At 53.8% G+C, this 17,234-nt stretch carries 13 protein-coding genes and 1 other RNA gene; 13 read left to right on the top strand and 1 reads right to left on the bottom strand.

Annotation, left to right across the window (positions count from 1 at the left end; all coding sequences use genetic code 11):
- Window positions 1–5: 5 nt before the first annotated feature.
- Window positions 6–1,853, bottom strand: coding sequence for an ATP-binding cassette domain-containing protein (locus tag G9Q38_RS13995; RefSeq protein WP_166132435.1), 1,848 nt, complete (start codon window positions 1,851–1,853; stop codon window positions 6–8).
- A gap of 125 nt (window positions 1,854–1,978) precedes the next feature.
- Between G9Q38_RS13995 and rnpB the strand changes: the two genes are divergently transcribed.
- From rnpB to G9Q38_RS13930, 13 genes are all read left to right on the top strand, one after another.
- Window positions 1,979–2,391: RNase P RNA component class A (rnpB, locus tag G9Q38_RS13990), an RNA gene on the top strand.
- A 394-nt stretch (window positions 2,392–2,785) separates the two neighbouring features.
- Window positions 2,786–3,214, top strand: coding sequence for a division/cell wall cluster transcriptional repressor MraZ (gene mraZ, locus G9Q38_RS13985; protein ID WP_114421145.1), 429 nt, complete (start codon window positions 2,786–2,788; stop codon window positions 3,212–3,214).
- Between the two features lie 8 nt (window positions 3,215–3,222).
- Entirely contained in the window at window positions 3,223–4,299 is a 1,077-nt protein-coding gene (gene rsmH, locus G9Q38_RS13980; protein WP_166132434.1) for a 16S rRNA (cytosine(1402)-N(4))-methyltransferase RsmH, read from the top strand.
- Window positions 4,296–4,604, top strand: a complete 309-nt coding sequence (gene ftsL, locus G9Q38_RS13975) for a cell division protein FtsL (RefSeq protein WP_166132079.1) — start codon at window positions 4,296–4,298, stop codon at window positions 4,602–4,604. Before rsmH ends, ftsL begins: the two co-directional genes overlap by 4 nt.
- Window positions 4,601–6,337, top strand: a complete 1,737-nt coding sequence (locus G9Q38_RS13970; protein ID WP_166132078.1) for a peptidoglycan D,D-transpeptidase FtsI family protein — start codon at window positions 4,601–4,603, stop codon at window positions 6,335–6,337. Before ftsL ends, G9Q38_RS13970 begins: the two co-directional genes overlap by 4 nt.
- Window positions 6,334–9,129 carry a bifunctional UDP-N-acetylmuramoyl-L-alanyl-D-glutamate--2,6-diaminopimelate ligase MurE/UDP-N-acetylmuramoyl-tripeptide--D-alanyl-D-alanine ligase MurF gene (gene murF, locus G9Q38_RS13965; protein WP_166132077.1) on the top strand — a complete coding sequence of 932 codons (2,796 nt, stop codon included), beginning with the start codon at window positions 6,334–6,336 and terminating at the stop codon, window positions 9,127–9,129. Before G9Q38_RS13970 ends, murF begins: the two co-directional genes overlap by 4 nt.
- The gene (gene mraY, locus G9Q38_RS13960) at window positions 9,119–10,291 is read left to right on the top strand and encodes a phospho-N-acetylmuramoyl-pentapeptide-transferase (protein WP_166132076.1); all 1,173 of its coding nucleotides are present in this window, start codon (window positions 9,119–9,121) and stop codon (window positions 10,289–10,291) included. The genes murF and mraY overlap by 11 nt, the downstream gene beginning before the upstream one ends.
- Before the next feature lie 5 nt (window positions 10,292–10,296).
- Entirely contained in the window at window positions 10,297–11,823 is a 1,527-nt protein-coding gene (gene murD, locus G9Q38_RS13955; protein WP_370523894.1) for a UDP-N-acetylmuramoyl-L-alanine--D-glutamate ligase, read from the top strand.
- Window positions 11,820–13,013: a putative lipid II flippase FtsW gene (gene ftsW / locus G9Q38_RS13950; RefSeq protein WP_166132075.1), complete on the top strand. Its 1,194-nt coding sequence runs from the start codon at window positions 11,820–11,822 to the stop codon at window positions 13,011–13,013. The genes murD and ftsW overlap by 4 nt, the downstream gene beginning before the upstream one ends.
- Window positions 13,010–14,083 (top strand): undecaprenyldiphospho-muramoylpentapeptide beta-N-acetylglucosaminyltransferase, encoded by a 1,074-nt coding sequence (gene murG, locus G9Q38_RS13945; protein ID WP_166132074.1) that lies wholly within the window; start codon window positions 13,010–13,012, stop codon window positions 14,081–14,083. The genes ftsW and murG overlap by 4 nt, the downstream gene beginning before the upstream one ends.
- Window positions 14,080–15,486, top strand: coding sequence for a UDP-N-acetylmuramate--L-alanine ligase (gene murC, locus G9Q38_RS13940; protein ID WP_228276141.1), 1,407 nt, complete (start codon window positions 14,080–14,082; stop codon window positions 15,484–15,486). Before murG ends, murC begins: the two co-directional genes overlap by 4 nt.
- Window positions 15,483–16,436, top strand: coding sequence for a D-alanine--D-alanine ligase (locus G9Q38_RS13935; protein ID WP_166132072.1), 954 nt, complete (start codon window positions 15,483–15,485; stop codon window positions 16,434–16,436). The genes murC and G9Q38_RS13935 overlap by 4 nt, the downstream gene beginning before the upstream one ends.
- An 8-nt stretch (window positions 16,437–16,444) precedes the next feature.
- Complete coding sequence (locus G9Q38_RS13930; protein ID WP_166132071.1) at window positions 16,445–17,233, top strand: cell division protein FtsQ/DivIB; 789 nt, start codon at window positions 16,445–16,447, stop codon at window positions 17,231–17,233.
- Window position 17,234: the final 1 nt, after the last annotated feature.

Genomic DNA, 17,234 nt, shown 5'->3' with positions numbered 1-17,234 from the left:
GTTGGCTACTGCGTGCCGGCTTTTTTCGATTCCAGCTCTTCCCAGCGTTCGAACAGTCGGCTTAACTGATCGTCGATTTCAGTAATTTCGTTATTGATGCCGATGGCAATGTCCGGCGTACTCTCATAGGTTTTGGGGTCACTTAAAGTGTTCCCCAGTTCCGCTTGGCGTGCTTCAAGTTTGGCGATTTTTTCTGGGATCCCTTCGAGTTCTTGTTCTTCCCAGGCAGTGAATCGACTGGCTCGATTTGCGGCTGGTTTCTTCCCGGGCGGTTTGCCTTCGCGACCATGCGGGTTCGAGTCGTCAGCGGTTTGCGTTTGCGACTTGACGGCTGGCTGCGATGAGTTCTTTGATGCGCTAACGTTGCTTTGCACCAACCAATCGTCGTATCCCCCGGCATATTCCTGCCAATGGCCGTCCGGCTCACTGACGATTGTTTGCGTGACGACATTGTTTAGAAAAACACGGTCGTGGCTGACCAGAAGCACCGTACCGGGGTAGTCCTGCAGAAGTTCTTCCAGCAGTTCGAGCGTTTCGATGTCGAGGTCGTTGGTGGGTTCGTCGAGAACCAGGACGTTTGACGGGGTTGCGAAAAGTCGCGCCAGCACCAGCCGTGCTCGCTCGCCGCCCGAAAGGCTGCTAACCGGCGATCGTGCGCGAGCCGGGGGAAACAGGAAGTCTTCCAGATACGACATGATGTGTTTGCGTTGATCCCCAATTTCAACCCATTCGCTTCCCGGACTAATGGTGTCGGCCACGGTTGCGGTTTCGTCGAGTTGTCCCCGCATTTGATCGAAGTAAGCGATGTTCAGGTTTGTGCCTGATTTCACGCTGCCTTGATCAGGTTTGAGTTCACCCAGAAGAATGCGCAGCAAAGTTGTTTTACCCGCACCATTTGGCCCAATGATGCCAATTCGGTCCTTGCGCAAAATGACTGTGGACAGGTTGTTGATTAAGGTACGCCCGTGGTAACCGTGAGTAACGTGTTCAAGTTCGGCCACAATTTTTCCGGAGCGCTGGCCTTCGGAAATGGCCAGGTTAACGTTTCCAGTGCGTTCACGACGGGCCGCACGTTCCCGTCGCAGTTGTTCGAGTCGTCGCACGCGTCCTTCGTTGCGTGTACGGCGGGCTTCAATGCCTTTTCTGATCCATACCTCTTCCTGCGCCAACAGCTTGTCGAACTTGGCATTCTGTTGCATTTCGGCTTCAAGCCATTCTGCTTTACGTTCTTGCCATTGGGTGAAATTGCCCGGAAAGCTGATGAGTTTGCCTCGATCGAGCTCGACAATGCGCGTTGTTACGGTGTCAAGAAATCGACGGTCGTGCGTTATTAGCACAATGCTGAAGGCAGCGCGTTTCAAGCGTTGCTCCAGCCAGGTAATGCCTTCGAAGTCCAAGTGATTAGTAGGCTCATCTAAAAGCAACAAGTCGGGTTCAAGTGTCATGGCTCGGGCTAGCGCGATGCGCTTTCTGGTCCCGCCCGAAAGGCCGTCTATGAGTGCTGACTCTTGCAAGCCTAGTTCGCTGATCAGCGCCTTGGCGCGAGCAGGACGGGCCCAGTCTTCGTCTCGTTCAAATTCACCACAGATTTCATCTAATACGGTTTTATGTTCGCCAAGTTCGGGCTCTTGCTCAACGGTTGCAATTCTTAACCCGCCGAGGCGCTGAATTTCGCCGTCGTCGGGCTGGGCGCGACCGTCGAGGAGTTTCAGCAAAGAAGATTTACCGGCGCCGTTTCTGCCGATAAGACCAATACGCTCTCCTTGATGAATGGTGAGTTCGGCATGGTCAAGTAGTGCATGATGGCCATAAGCGAGTTGCAGATTGGCGAGTGTAATGAGTGTTGCTGTCATGAGTAGGGTGATACGGTTTGCAGGCGCCGCATTGTTCACGTTGTTGTAATGCGCGCAGGTTTTTAACGATATAAACACTATTGTCGCAGGTTGCGAGGCTTTATTCAGTATTACAATGGGGGTGCGGGGCAGATCGGGTAGTCGCGGTAATTTTTTATCGAGGAAGGTCCGGACTCCACAGGGCAGGGTAGCGGCTAACAGCCGTCCGGTAACGACGGCCGCTTAGGCGGTTGTAATAACCGAGGAACAGGGCCACAGAGACGAGTCTGTTACGTGGGCGTGTTTCGGCGCGCACTGACACGGTGAATCCGTGTGGCGTACCTTGTATTGCAAGGTACAACGTAGCAGGGTGAAACGCGGTAACCTCTATCCGGAGCAACACCAAATAGGCATGCGCATGGCCTTTGCGGCCATACGGGCGGCCCGTCCGTGCATGCGGGTAGGTGGCTAGAGTTGGTTAGTAATAGCCAACCCAGAGGAATGATTGCCCATCGATATTCTCGATGTACAGAATCCGGCCTATAGATCTGTTCCGCACCTTTTTACGCGTGTTCATACGCCCTCTTGTGTCTTTCTCTTATTTTAAGCGCCGGCAAACATTGTTTCGGCGCTTTTTTCGTGCGGCCTCCTTTCGTGATTCCCCCGGATTTGATGGTTTTCCCTGCGCGTGATGAAAGGAACTTCACGCACGCCTCACTATTTTTTTGTTGTAACGCGATGGCTTGTCAGAGTGGGTCTCTTATTGAATAAAGCACTTCCAGTTGTTTTTGCAACGTATTGATTTATTGACATAAATTTTTTTAAAAGTTTGGTGGGTTCGTTTGTAAGTACTTGTTGTCATTGAAAAAAATGCGATTTAGCGCTTGACCCGGTTTAACTGATGCCTTAGAGTGGGGAAAAGTAGGAAAAAGTGCAAAAAAGTGGGGTAAAAAGTGTTTCAAGGTTGCAGCGCACTCACGCTCGATGCGAAAGGGAGGGTCACCATACCCACCCGGCATCGTGACGCGCTGACATCGGCCGATCAGGGGCGTTTGACCCTTACGCGGCATCCTGACGGCTGTTTGCTGGTTTATCCCCGCTCCGTCTGGGAAGATCGACGTGAGCAAATTGCACGATTCCCCATGTCTGCACGTCCTTTGCAGCGCCTCTTGCTGGGTAATGCACTCGACGTCGATATGGACGGTTCGGGACGTATTCTTGTGTCGCCTGAGTTACGTCAGGCGGCCGGACTGGCTCGGGAGGTCATGCTGTTGGGGATGGGGAGTCACTTCGAATTGTGGGATGCCGCCGAGTGGGCGCGTCGGGAAGCGGAAGACTTGTCCAAGGGCATGTCGGACGCACTCGAGAATTTTTCTTTCTGAGTGCAATGATGGAAAAAGCCCACCTGCCCGTGCTTCTTGAACCCACGGTTAATGCCCTCGTTGATCCGTCCTTTGGCGTTAGGGTTCGTCGCAAATCTGTTCCCGAGGCGTCGAAGCCAAATTTGAACGGGGTGTTTGTAGACGGCACATTTGGTCGTGGCGGACATAGCCGCTTGCTCTTGTCGAAATTAGGCCCGAAGGCCACTTTAGTGGTTTTTGATAAGGATCCTCAGGCAATTTCCGCGGCGTATGCGCTGCAAGCGCAAGATGCCCGCGTCAAGGTTGTGCACCAAGGCTTTGCCGGGATGACGCAGGCCTTGGCTGATTTTGGTGTTGAGCATATCGATGGGGTGATGCTCGATTTGGGGGTGTCATCTCCGCAAATCGATGAGGCTCAACGAGGTTTTTCTTTTATGCGCGATGGTCCGCTTGACATGCGCATGGACACCAGCAGGGGTTTAACCGCTGCGCAATGGCTGGCGCAAGCCAGTGTTGATGAAATTAGGGAGGTCATAGCGAAATATGGCGAAGAACGGTTTGCTCTCCAGATTGCAAAGGCGGTTATTGCTCGCCGCGAATCCAGGCCGCTGTGCACAACGCTCGACCTCGCCGAGCTCGTCGCCAGTGTCGTCCGCACGCGCGAAAAGGGTCAACATCCGGCCACTCGCACCTTTCAGGCTATACGGATTTACATCAATGAAGAGCTCGAGGAACTCGCGCGCGCCCTCGAGGCAGTTTTAACGTTGTTGAATCCCGGAGGGCGCCTGGCCGTGATCAGCTTTCATTCTCTGGAAGATCGGATGGTGAAGCAGTGTATCGCGGCCGCTTCACGTCCGACGGAAGCAACGGCCCGGCTGCCCATCCCCGAGAAAGATATGCCCAAGCCACTGTTGCGCTCATTGGGTAAGGTATTGCCGGGGCAAGAAGACGTCGAGGCAAACCCCCGTGCCCGTTCAGCGGTGTTGCGTGCGGCGGAACGCACTTCGACGCCGTTACCGTCAGGGGGGGTGGCCTCTTTCGTGCGGGGGCTTCCGTTAGGAGCGGCTTCCGGTAAACCCGCAAAAACGGGCAGGAGGCAGCGATGAGCCGTCTATGCCTGGTTTTCGCGTGCGTTTTAATGCTGTCGGCGTTTTCGCTCGTAACGGCGCGTTATCAGTCGCGTTTGTTATTTGTTTCCTCAGAGCGCATGGCGGCCAAGACTCAGGAACTGGACGTCGAGTGGCGTCGATTGCAACTTGAGCGGGCTGAGTTGGCGCGTAATGCGCGTGTTGATCAGATTGCACGTCAAGAATTGAAAATGGTGGTGCCAACGCCCGCTCAGACCGTTTACATGAAAAATGGGCAAATCGTTTCAGGTCCGGCGGCAGTGATGCAAGGGGGCGAGCAATGAAGCGTTTTCGTTTTCATGATAGCCCCGTACTTAACGTTCAAATGCCGTTATGGCGTTCACGTCTTGTATTGGTGTTGATGCTGCTGGGGTTCCTGGCAATTGTGGCAAAAGCGTTGTACTTGCAGGGGTTGTCAAACGATTTTCTGCAGCAGCAAGGGGAGCGGCGCTACGAAAAAACATTGGTACTGCCCGCAACCAGGGGCAAAATATTTGACCGTACCGGGCAAGTGGTTTTGGCTTCCAGTGTGCCGGCCCGTGCTATCTGGACGGTGCCCGAGGATGCGCAAAAAGCAACCCCTGAACAGTTGGGTGAGTTGGCACGTTTGCTCGAGATGCCGCTTGAGGACATTCGTGCCCGACTCGCGAACTTAAGTCGCAATTTCGTTTATATCAAGCGGCAGGTTTCGGTTGATACGGCGCAGAAAATCGCCAAGTTGAAGATACCCGGTATCCATCAGCAAGCAGAGGTGCGTCGCTTCTACCCAGAAGGTGGGATGACGGCCCATATAGTCGGTTTCACCAATATTGAAGATCGTGGTATTGAGGGTGTTGAGCTGGCATTTGATCATTTGCTGTCGGGAGAGCCAGGTACCCGGCGTGTTATTCGAGACCGTTTAGGTCGCGTGGTCGAGGATGTACAGGCGGCCATCCCACCGGTTCATGGTAAAGATTTGTACCTGTCGATTGACGCCGGTGTGCAGTACGATTTGTTCTCCGCCTTGGAGAGTGCACGGGTCAAAAATAAGGCTGCGGCCGCTGCAGGCGTCGTTATCGATGTGAAAACCGGGGAAATTCTGGCGTTGGCCAATTTGCCCACCTACGATCCCAACGAGAGTGCTAATCGACAAGGCAAAGCCCTGCGAAACAGGGCGATGGTCGATACTTTCGAGCCCGGATCAATCATGAAGCCGTTTACAGTGGCATTGGCTTTGGATCTCGGTCGGGTGCGGCCGGATACTAAGTTCGACACTGGTAACGGCAAATACCGCTATCAGGGCGCTGTGATTTCTGACGTGTCGCGCAATGGCGTTGTCGATGTCGGCGGAATTCTGCGTCGTTCAAGCAATATAGGCATGACCATGATTTCCGAGCGCCTGACGTCGCAGGAAATGTGGACAAAGTTTACCGAGCTTGGTTTTGGGCGTGCACCCAATGCCAATTTTCCTGGTGTTGCGGAAGGGCGTTTGCGTCCTTGGGAGCGTTGGCGCCCCATTGAGCGTGCAACCATGGCGTATGGCTATGGTTTGTCGGCTTCCTTACTTCAGGTCGCACATGCTTACACTGCGTTTGCGCGTGATGGTGATATGGTTTCCCTGACGCTGGTGCGCCGTCAGGGAAAGCCGACAAGTGTGCAGGTTTTTTCGCCTCAGATAGCTGCAACAGTGCGTGCGATGCTTGATGAGGCGGCGGGTCGTCATGGTACTGAACTGGCACAGGTTCAAGCCTATCGCGTTGCGGGAAAAAGTGGAACAGCCCGAAAATTGGTGAATGGGAAGTACAGCACGAAACAATATCGCAGCTCCTTTGTCGGATTCGCTCCTGTCTCAGATCCCAGGATCGTCGTTGCAATTTCAATCGATGAGCCTCATGGGGGCGTGTATTACGGTGGGCGCGTGGCGGCACCGGTATTTTCTGAAGTGGTCGCCAGTAGCTTGCGTCGTTTGGGGGTTCAGCCTGATGCGCCGTTGGAGCCAGTATTAGCGGCCGGGCCAGATGACGGGGTGCCGCGATGACTGCAAATCAAGTCTTGAATTGGTTGAAAGAGCACGTCGACCCTCAGTCTGACTTGTGGCTTGACTCACGCCAGGTAAACTCGGGCGATGTGTTCTTTGCTTGCCCGGGTTATGAGGGTGATGGTCGAGACTATATCGCGCAAGCGGTGGCTAAGGGGGCGTCGGCTGTTGTAACTGAGCCCTTGTCGGACATCGCTGTCGCTGCTTCGATATCGGTGCCAGTGCTTGAAGTTGAGTCGCTGCGACAGTTATTGGGACAGGTTGCACACGAGTGGTACGGGTGTGTCTCAACAATGATATCGGTTATTGCAGTTACCGGCACCAACGGTAAAACGTCAACTGTGCATTGGATTGCTCAAGCCTTGAACGGTGCGGGGGTGCCATGCGGGACAATCGGAACGCTTGGGGTTGCCCTGCCGGACGGTACGTTACTTGAAGGCCGGTTAACTACGCCTGATGTGTTGTCAGTACATCAGGCGTTGGCGACGATTTATCGCTCCGGTGCGCGAGCGGTAGCGCTTGAGGCGTCGTCGATTGGTCTTGATCAAGGTCGTCTCGACGGCGTGGAAATCACGATCGCCGGGTTCACAAATCTTAGCCACGACCATCTTGATTACCATGGCTCGTTGGATCAATACGAAACGGCAAAACTAACACTGTTCAATAGACCGTCTGTCCGGCAGGTCGTAACAAATTTCGACGATATTGTTGGCCGCAAGGTGCCTGCTGCTGCCCACCGTGGTACTCAGGTGCTTGGTTACTCCACGGCTTTATATGAAGGGGCCGCGGTACGTGCGGGCGAGATTCATGCCGGATCACATGGGTTGGTTTTTAATTTGGTATTGCCCGATGGAGCGGCCCAAATTGTGACACGCCTGGTTGGTCAGCATACCGTGTCGAATTTGTTGTTGGTCGCAGGGGTGCTGCATTTTCTGGGTTGGTCGGTTGTAAAAGTGGGGCGTGCATTGGGGCAACTGACTTCTGTACCTGGGCGGATGGACGTCGTTGAACCTACTGGCGGCAGTGTCGAGTCTGTCAGGCAGCCGATGGTTGTTGTGGACTACGCACATACGCCGGATGCGTTGGAGCGCGCGTTAGAAGCGCTTCGCGGTTTGGCCGAGGCGCGCAGTGGTCGTTTGCATTGTGTGTTTGGTTGCGGCGGTAATCGAGACCGCGGTAAGCGTGCAATGATGGGAGAAATTGCCGGGCGTTTGGCCGATAGGGTGGTATTGACCAGCGATAATCCTCGTGGTGAGTCCCCGCAAGCGATTCTTGAAGATATTGTGGTTGGCTTGTCTGGTCTGGATTATCAAATTGTTGTGGATCGCTCGGAAGCGATTCTGCAAACAGTTTGGTCTGCTGCGGCGGAAGACGTGGTGCTTCTTGCTGGAAAAGGTCATGAAACGTATCAAGAGATTCATGGCGAAAGATTGCCTTTTGATGATCGTGAGTGGGCTCGAGCGGCACTCTTATTGTTGACTGAACCTGTGTTAAGCACCGATACCCGTACGTTGGCAAGCGATCAAGTATTTATTGCGTTGAAAGGCGATCGGTTCGATGGGCACCACTATCTCGACACCGCACTTGAGGCAAATGCGCGTGCGGCCCTGGTGGAAAGCCGCACTGATCCATCTGCGCTAACGCAAATTGCCTTGGGCGATACGCGCAAAGCTTTGCAAACGCTCGGACGTGTCTGGCGTAAGCGTTTCGACATACCGCTCGTAGCTGTTACCGGTAGTAATGGCAAAACTACCACTAAAGAGATGATTGCCTCTATCTTTCGGGCGTGGCAGGGCGACAACATGCTCTCTACCGAGGGCAATTTCAATAACGATTTGGGCGTGCCGCTAACGCTTTTGCGTTTGCGCCACCAGCATCGCATCGCCGTGCTGGAGTTGGGGATGAACCATGCAGGGGAAATCCGCTTGTTGGCCGGTATGGCTTCGCCAACCGTTGGTTTGGTAAACAACGCGCAACGAGAACACCAAGAATTCATGCATACGGTTGAAGCGGTGGCCCGCGAGAACGGATCAGTACTGCAGATGCTGTCGCCGGAGGGCGTTGCGGTATTTCCGGGAGACGATGAGTATACGGAGCTTTGGGAAAAGTTATCGGAAGGACGTCGACGCGTTTTATTTGGCTTGGCAGAAGGCATGGATGTAGGGGCTGAATATATTCAGGCAAAGCCAAGTCAAACAGTTTTCGAGCTGAAAACCTCTGTTGGCGAGTCGCTTGTGTGCTTGAATGCGGCAGGGTTACATAACTTGCGCAACGCGCTGGCTGCGACAGCGTGCGCAGTGGCTGCAGGAGTGCCGTTTGACGCGATTGTGGAGGGGCTGGAGCGGTTTAACCCCGTTGCGGGCCGTATGCAGTTTTACCCGCAACAGGATGGTTATCAACTGATCGATGATACTTATAACGCGAACCCCGATTCTGTACGAGCGGCAATTGAAGTGCTGGCCGAGTTGGCGGGGCGCAAAGTGCTTGTGTTGGGCGCGATGGCCGAGGTTGGTGAGCAAGGGCCTCAAATGCATGCGGAAGTGGGGCGTTATGCACGTGCACAAGGTATTGATGTTTTGCTGACGCTAGGTGCTGCGGCTAAGGATTGCGCGGTCGCTTTTGGGGATGGGGCGTACTCTTTTGCTGATATCGATACGTTGCTCTCGGCGTTACGCACTTTGATGCCGGCCCATGTTTTAGTAAAAGGTTCCCGCAGCAGCAAGATGGAGCGCGTGGTTCATGCCATGAAACAAAAACAATCATTGAATGGGGGGGCACACCATGTTGCTTGAATTGGCGCGGTGGTTGTCTGAAGAGCATATTCGTGCTTTTGCTGTTTTTGAATATATTACGTTGCGCGCCGTACTGGCATGCGCAACGGCATTGCTGATTGGCCTGGTCGCAGGGCCGGCGGTTATTCGCAGATTAACGGCATTGAAAATCGGTCAGGCCGTCCGTAGCTATGGTCCTCAAACTCACCTGGTAAAAACAGGCACGCCCACAATGGGTGGGGCGCTGATTCTTATCTCTATCGCCGTCAGCACATTGTTATGGGCGGATTGGACCAATCGTTTCGTTTGGGTTGTGCTGTTGGTTACTTTTGGTTTTGGCTGGATTGGTTGGGTCGATGACTATCGGAAAGTCGTGCATCGTGATCCGGAAGGCATGAAATCGCGTCACAAATTTTTCTGGCAGGCGTTAATTGGTATTGTGGCTGCGGTTTATTTGGCATTTGCAGTGTCTGCGCCGGCTAACGCCGACCTATGGCCGTTATTCACCAACTGGGTTTCAAGCGGTTTTACGATGGCCTTGCCGGAAAGAGCCGACTTGATTGTGCCGTTTTTCAAGAGTGTCAGTTACCCCTTGGGGGTATTTGGATTTGTTGCACTGACCTGGTTTGTCATTGTGGGTTCCAGTAACGCCGTTAACCTGACTGACGGCCTCGATGGTTTGGCCATTATGCCAACCGTCATGGTGGGCAGCGCATTGGGGATTTTTGCCTACGTTGTCGGCAGGGTCGATTACTCCAAATATCTTTTGTTTCCCTATATTCCCGGGGCCTCCGAGCTTATGGTGTTATGCGCCGCGATCGCGGGTGCGGGGTTGGCCTTTTTATGGTTCAACACCTATCCCGCCCAGGTTTTTATGGGTGACGTGGGGGCTTTGGCCTTGGGTGGTGCGTTGGGAACCATTGCCGTGATTGTGCGACAGGAAATAGTGTTGTTCATCATGGGCGGCGTTTTCGTCGTGGAAACCTTGTCGGTCATGATGCAGGTGGCGTACTTCAAGTACACGAAGCGGCGTTATGGCGAAGGACGACGAATATTTCGTATGGCGCCTTTGCACCATCATTTTGAAGTGGGTGGTTGGAAAGAAACACAAGTGGTCGTGCGCTTTTGGATTATCAGCATGATGTTAGTGCTGGTGGGATTGGCAACCTTGAAACTACGGTGAGCAGTTTGGTGGAATATCGCTTCCCTTCTTTTTTAACTGATCGCACGGTTCTGATTCTAGGATTGGGTGAGACAGGCTTGGCCGCAGCGCTATGGTGCGCGCGAGCGGGCGTGCCGTTGCGGGTCGTCGATACGCGCGACAACCCACCCGGCTGGAGTCGGCTGAAGGAAGCAGTGGATGCATCAAACATTGAGTTTTGCTTTGGAGCGAATGCTTTAAGTGAATCTAGTCTGGACTTGGTTGCCAGTGTTGTGATCAGTCCTGGCTTGGAGCCGGGTTCACCCGGCGTGGCGGAGTTTCTTGCCAAGGTGCGTCAGCAGGACATTGAAGTTATTAGTGAAATTGAGCTGTTTGCGCGCGCCTTGCGTGATATGAGTGAGCAGGGTTATACACCTCGGGTACTGGCCGTCACAGGGACAAACGGGAAAACAACGGTTACCGCGATGACGCGCCACTTGATGCAGGGGTGCGGGCTGTCGGCGGTAGCCGCCGGTAATATCAGCCCTGCCGCTCTTGCTGCCTTAACGGCTGCCCTGGACGCTGAAGAGTTGCCCGAAGTATGGGTATTGGAGCTGTCCAGTTTTCAATTGGTTTCAACCCATAGTTTGCGTCCGGATGCAGCAGTGGTTTTGAACATTTCGCAAGATCATCTGGATTGGCACGGTTCGATTCAGGCGTATATACAGGCAAAGGCCAAGCTTCTGCAGTGGGCCGATATGGCCGTGGTTAATCGCGATGATGACACGGTGAGCAAAATGGTAGACGAGCTCGGCGCATTATCGGTACGCAGTTTTGGTTCAGACCTCCCCCGCTTTGTTGGTGACCTGGGGCTGGATGTTGAGCAGGGCGTCAGTTGGTTGTTGGCTGCCGAGCCAGACGATTTTGAGATTCCTCAATCTGTGCGTCGTCGCAAAGAAACCGAGAAGCCCTTGCGAAAATCGGGTCGCGTTGTGCAGCTTATGCCCAGTGATGCGCTGCGTGTGCGTGGGCGCCACAATGCCATGAATGCGCTTGCGGCGCTGTTACTGGCCCGCGCGGTAGGGTTGCCCTGGGCGCCACTGCTGCATGCGATACGTGATTATGTCGGTGAGCCCAATCGCACAGAGTTTGTTCGTTCGATTGCCGGAGTTGATTTCATTAACGACAGCAAGGGAACTAACGTTGGTGCAACTGTGGCGGCGCTTGAAGGCTTGGGGCAGCCGGTTGTATTGATCGCCGGTGGCTTGGGTAAAGGGCAAGACTTCTCTTTGCTGGCGAAGGCGGTTTCCCGTCATGCAGTGGGTGTGGTGTTAATTGGTCACGATGCCGGACTCATTCAAGCGTCGCTCGAGGGCATGGATATGCCCGTTGAGCGCGCAACGGATATGGACTCAGCAGTGACCCGTGCAATGTCTATGGCTAAGCCGGGTCATGCAGTTGTGTTGTCGCCTGCGTGTGCAAGTATGGATATGTTCAGGAATTATGCGCATCGTGCCCAGGCGTTCATTGATGCAGTGAATTCACTGGCACTGGATCACGGGGAGGTGGCATGAGTTTATTTGCGGAACTGACCAGTGGCATCAATGCGGTTAAGCCGGGGCGCACCCGTTTGCCGCTGTTGGACATGAGTGTGTTGATTGTTGCCGTGTCTTTGGTGCTGTTTGGTTTGTTAATGGTTTATTCCGCCTCCATTGCTCTGGCGGATGGACCACGTTACGCAAATTACGGGCGGTATTATTTTGTCTTCCGGCATGCCACTTTTATTACGTTGGGCCTTATCGCGGCGATTTTCGCTTTTAGCATTCCAATGCGTGTATGGGAGAAGCTGGCGGTACCATTGTTTCTCCTTTGTCTGTTGCTTCTTGTCATTGTATTGATTCCGGGGATTGGCCGTGAAGTCAATGGCGCGCGTCGTTGGTTACCCCTTGGGCCGGTGAATTTTCAGCCTTCCGAAATGATGAAACTTGCGATTTGTCTCTATGCCGCCGCGTATACGGTACGCAAACGGGAGCATATGCAAAGTTTTTCCAGAGGCTTTCTGCCTATGGCGTTCGCGTTGGCTGCTGTCGGCAGTGCGGTGCTGCTTGAACCCGATCTGGGCGCATTTATTGTTATTGTTGCCATCGCAGTTGGCTTGCTGTTTATTGGGGGGTTGAACGGGCGCTTGTTTTCAGCATTGATTGGCATTTTGCTTACCAGTTTTGTGTTGTTGATTTGGTTGGCGCCATGGCGTCGTGAACGTCTATTTGCGTACTTGGACCCCTGGAATCCCGACAACATTTACGGTAGCGCGTATCAACTTTCGCACTCTTTAATTGCGCTGGGGCGCGGCGAGTGGTTTGGTGTCGGTCTCGGTGCCAGTGTTGAGAAGTTGCATTATTTGCCTGAAGCGCATACCGACTTCATTGTTGCGGTAATCGGGGAGGAGCTGGGGTTTGTCGGTGTGGCGGCGGTTGTCGCCGCGTTTCTCCTGTTGATATGGCGGGCCTTCGATATTGGGCGTCAAGCCTTCGCGATGGAGCGGGTCTTTAACGGTTTGGTTGCGCAAGGTGTGGCTTTATGGTTTGGTATTCAGGCTTTTATCAATATAGGTGTATGTGTGGGTTTATTGCCCACCAAAGGCCTGACGTTACCCCTGGTTAGCTATGGCGGATCGGGCATTGTGATGAATATGGCCGCGGTCGCTTTGTTGCTGCGTGTCGACTTCGAGAGCCGCAACATGATGAGGGGGAAACGGACATGAATACCAAAACCCTTTTGGTCATGGCAGGCGGTACCGGCGGTCATATTATGCCGGGTTTGGCTGTTGCCGAAGAAATGCAAACCCGTGGCTGGCGCGTGGTCTGGCTGGGGCATCCAGAAAAGATGGAAGGGCATTTGGTTGCCGCGCGCGGCCTTCCCATGGAGCCGTTACGTTTTTCCGGCTTGCGTGGAAAAGGTGCAGGAGCATTGTTGGCACTGCCGTTTCGTTTGTTTCGTGCCTGCCTGCAGGCGCGCAAAGCTTTGCGTAGAGTTCAGCCTGACGTTGTTTTGGGCATGGGCGGATATGTTGCTTTCCCCGGTGGGTTGATGGCCCGATTGGCCGGTATTCCGCTGTTGGTCCATGAACAGAATGCGATTGCCGGCACGGCAAATCGCTGGCTTGCTCGTATGGCACGTAAAGTGCTGGTGGGGTTTCCGGGTGCTTTGCCGGGCGCATTGATGGTAGGTAATCCGGTCCGCTCGGACGTCATCAGCAGGTTGCCGGCGCAACAACGGTATGGTCAGAGACAAGGGCCTTTGCGTCTTTTGGTTCTTGGAGGAAGTTTGGGCGCGCGTCCGTTGAATCAGGTCGTGCCTGCTGCGCTGGCGCTTTTGTCGCCGCAAGCGCGTCCTATTGTGACGCATCAATCAGGTGAGCAGCATTTGGATAGTGTTCGGCACAGTTATGAAACGCATGAAATAAAAGCAAACTGTGTTGCGTTTATTGAAGATATGGGAGCGGCTTTGGCGCAAGCTGATGTGTTGATTTGTCGTGCCGGCGCGATGACGGTGGCGGAAGTTGCTGCGGCCGGAGTAGCAGCTTTGTTTGTTCCTTTACCGCATGCCATTGATGATCATCAAACCGCTAATGCGCGTTATCTGAGCGATTGTCATGGGGGGTGGCTTCAACCGCAAAGGGCTTTTACTCCGGAGTGGCTAGCAAAATGGCTGGGTGAGCAAACACGCGACGGGCTGGCTATTGTGGCGGGCCATGCACATGAACATGCATTTTTGAACGCGGCGCAAATGATTGCCGATGCATGCGAGAGCGCCGTCAGGAGGTCCGCATGAAGCATCGAATTCAAAGTATTCATTTTGTGGGGATCGGTGGCTCTGGCATGAGCGGTATTGCCGAGGTTCTTTTGAATCTTGGATATGCCATTAGCGGTTCGGATATTCAGGAGTCGGCCGTCACGCGACGTTTAGCGTCTTTAGGCGCGCGTGTCATGATTGGCCATGACGCCGCCAATATCAAAGGCGTGGGCGCGTTGGTCACCTCAACGGCTGTCACATCCGACAATCCCGAGGTCTTGGCAGCCCGGGCTGCGCGAATTCCGGTTGTTCCGCGCGCCTTGATGCTGGCTGAACTGATGCGACTGAAGCGTGGCATCGCGGTGGCAGGGACACATGGAAAAACAACGACCACCAGTTTGGTCGCAAGTGTGTTGGCTGCAGGTGATCTCGATCCCACCTTCGTGATTGGGGGGCGGTTAACGTCTGCAGGTGCAAATGCTCGTTTGGGACAGGGCGACTACATCGTTGTTGAGGCCGATGAGTCTGATGCCTCATTCCTTAATTTGCTACCCGTGATGGCGATCATCACTAATATTGACGTTGACCATATGGATACCTATGGTCACGATGTCGCCCGATTGAAAAGTGCATTCATTGAGTTTACACATCGTTTGCCGTTCTACGGCAGTGCCGTCGTGTGTAGTGATGATGCGTATGTAAAGGAAATTATTCCTTTTATCTCGCGTCCGGTAACAACGTATGGTTTTAATGAAGAAGCGCTGATTCGTGCAGTTAACGTGAAGCCGCGCGAAGCCAGGATGTCATTTGATGTGATGCGACGTACCTCGTCGGGCGAGCTGCCTGTGCTGTCTGTTACCTTGAACTTACCCGGGCGCCACAATGTACAGAACGCCTTGGCGGCTATTGCGGTTGCGACTGAGTTGGGTGTGGAGGATGCCGCGATCGTTTCGGCGCTGGCTGAATTTAATGGCGTTGGGCGGCGTTTTACTCAAGTTGGGAATTTCCCGGTGTCTGCAGCGCACGGTGGTGGGGAATTTACTCTGATCGACGACTATGGCCATCATCCGGTTGAGATGCAGGCAACACTTGAGGCGGCCAGAGGAGCCTGGCCGAATCGTCGTATCGTTCTTGCATTTCAGCCGCATCGATATACCCGCACGCGAGACTGTTTCGAGGATTTTGTAAAAGTATTAAGCCGTGCGGATGCCGTATTGCTAACAGAGGTTTATGCCGCAGGCGAGCCGGCTCTGGTTGCCGCCGATGGTCGTGCGTTAACGCGCGCGGTGCGTGTTGCCGGCAAAGTTGAGCCTGTATTTGTAGAGAACGTTGCCGATATGCCTCAGGCCATTTTGGATTTTGTTGAAGATGGTGACGTCGTGATTGTGATGGGGGCGGGATCAATCAGCAAGGTGCCGTCTAGAGTGGGGGAGTTGGTATGAGTCTTGATTATGGTCGCGTAGGCGTTTTGTACGGTGGCACCTCTGCCGAGCGCGAGGTTTCTCTAATGTCGGGTAAAGGCGTTTATGAGGCTTTACGTAGCCGTGGGGTGGACGCGCATTTGTTTGATACGGGGGAACGTAGCCTCACGGAATTGGTGCAGTCGGGTTTCGACCGTGTTTTTATTGCGCTGCATGGGCGTTACGGTGAAGACGGAACAGTGCAGGGCTTGTTGGAACTCATGGGGGTGCCCTATACCGGAAGTGGAACGATGGCTTCCAGCCTGGCTATGAACAAAATCATGACCAAACGCATTTGGTTGAATGCCGGTTTACCGACGCCAGGTTATGCCGTAGTGCAGTCAGAGGAAGGGTTGGATGAGGCGTTGCAGCACGTTGGAATGCCGTTAATTGTGAAGCCGCCTCATGAAGGGTCGACGCTTGGCATTACCAAGGTGACTGACGAAAGCGAGTTGCTGGCAGCCTATCGTTTGGCTGCTCGTTTCGATACCGAAGTGCTGCTTGAGACATTTGTGGACGGGCGTGAATTGACCGTGCCGGTATTAGGCAAAGGTCGTGAGGTCAGAGCACTGCCGGCCGTTGAAATTATCGCACCGGGTGGTAATTACGATTATGAACATAAATACCTTTCGAATGACACGCGTTATGTGTGTCCGGCGGAAGTGGGTAAAGACTTGACTGTGCAATTGATTCATTTAGCGGAACAGGCTTATATCGAATTGGGTTGCGAAGGCTGGGGGCGTGCCGATTTCATGCTTGACAAACATGGTCAGCCTTGGTTGCTTGAAATGAATACTTCGCCTGGAATGACAAGTCACTCTTTAGTGCCGATGGGGGCTGCAGCGGCAGGACTGGATTATGCCGACTTATGTTTGGCGATACTCGAGACGGCGTCGTGCAAAGTGCAGGCGTCGGATCCCATGAGTCTATAAAAGGAGACATGGTGAACGAGGCCCGGGTAATCAACTTCTTGGCGAACATGCTGGCACTGCTGGCAGTAGTTGCCATGATTGCCGGGTTTGTTGTCTGGTTAGTCCAGCGCCCTTATTTTTCCATCACGCAGATCAAGATTGAACCTATGGAGTCTCAGAGTTTGAGTTACGTTTCGGCCCCAACTGTTCAGGCAACCATTGCGGGACGGCTGGCGGGAAATTTCTTCACCATTGACCTTGATAAGGCGCGCAGCGTTTTTGAGGCAGTGCCATGGGTACGGCACGCCAGTGTGCGGCGGGTGTGGCCCAATACCTTGCAGGTTCGATTTGAAGAGCAACAACCATTGGCAATTTGGAACGATGGCCAAATGATTAATACCTGGGGCGAGGCGTTCAGCGCTAATCAGGGTGAGTTACCCGACAATGCCCGTTTACCCCGATTCTCCGGGCCGGAAGATGCAGAGCGTTTGGTGGTGCAGCGCTATGCCGAATTATTGCGTTGGTTTGCGCCGTTGGGACTCACTGTTGATCAGATTGAACTAAGCCCACGTTATGCGTGGTCTGTGAAGCTGTCGGATGGCTTGCATTTGAATTTAGGTCGCGATCCAGCGGCTGATGTGGCTGATCCGCATGGCCGCTCCGGTGCGGTTTCTTTTGCATCCCGAATTGAAAGGTTTGTTCGAAATTGGCCGGCGTTGGCCGCTCGCCTGCAGGGGCAGGTGGCCAGCGCCGATTTACGTTATCCCGACGGCTTTGCCATTACTTTGGCGCCGGCTACTCAATCATCTGGTGAATAAA

It is taken from the genome of Pusillimonas sp. DMV24BSW_D (assembly GCF_011388195.1).
GTDB classification, from domain to species: Bacteria; Pseudomonadota; Gammaproteobacteria; order Burkholderiales; family Burkholderiaceae_B; genus Neopusillimonas; species Neopusillimonas aestuarii.
The sequence above is the reverse complement of the archived record's forward strand: the minus strand, read 5'-3'. Positions and strand labels throughout refer to the sequence as shown.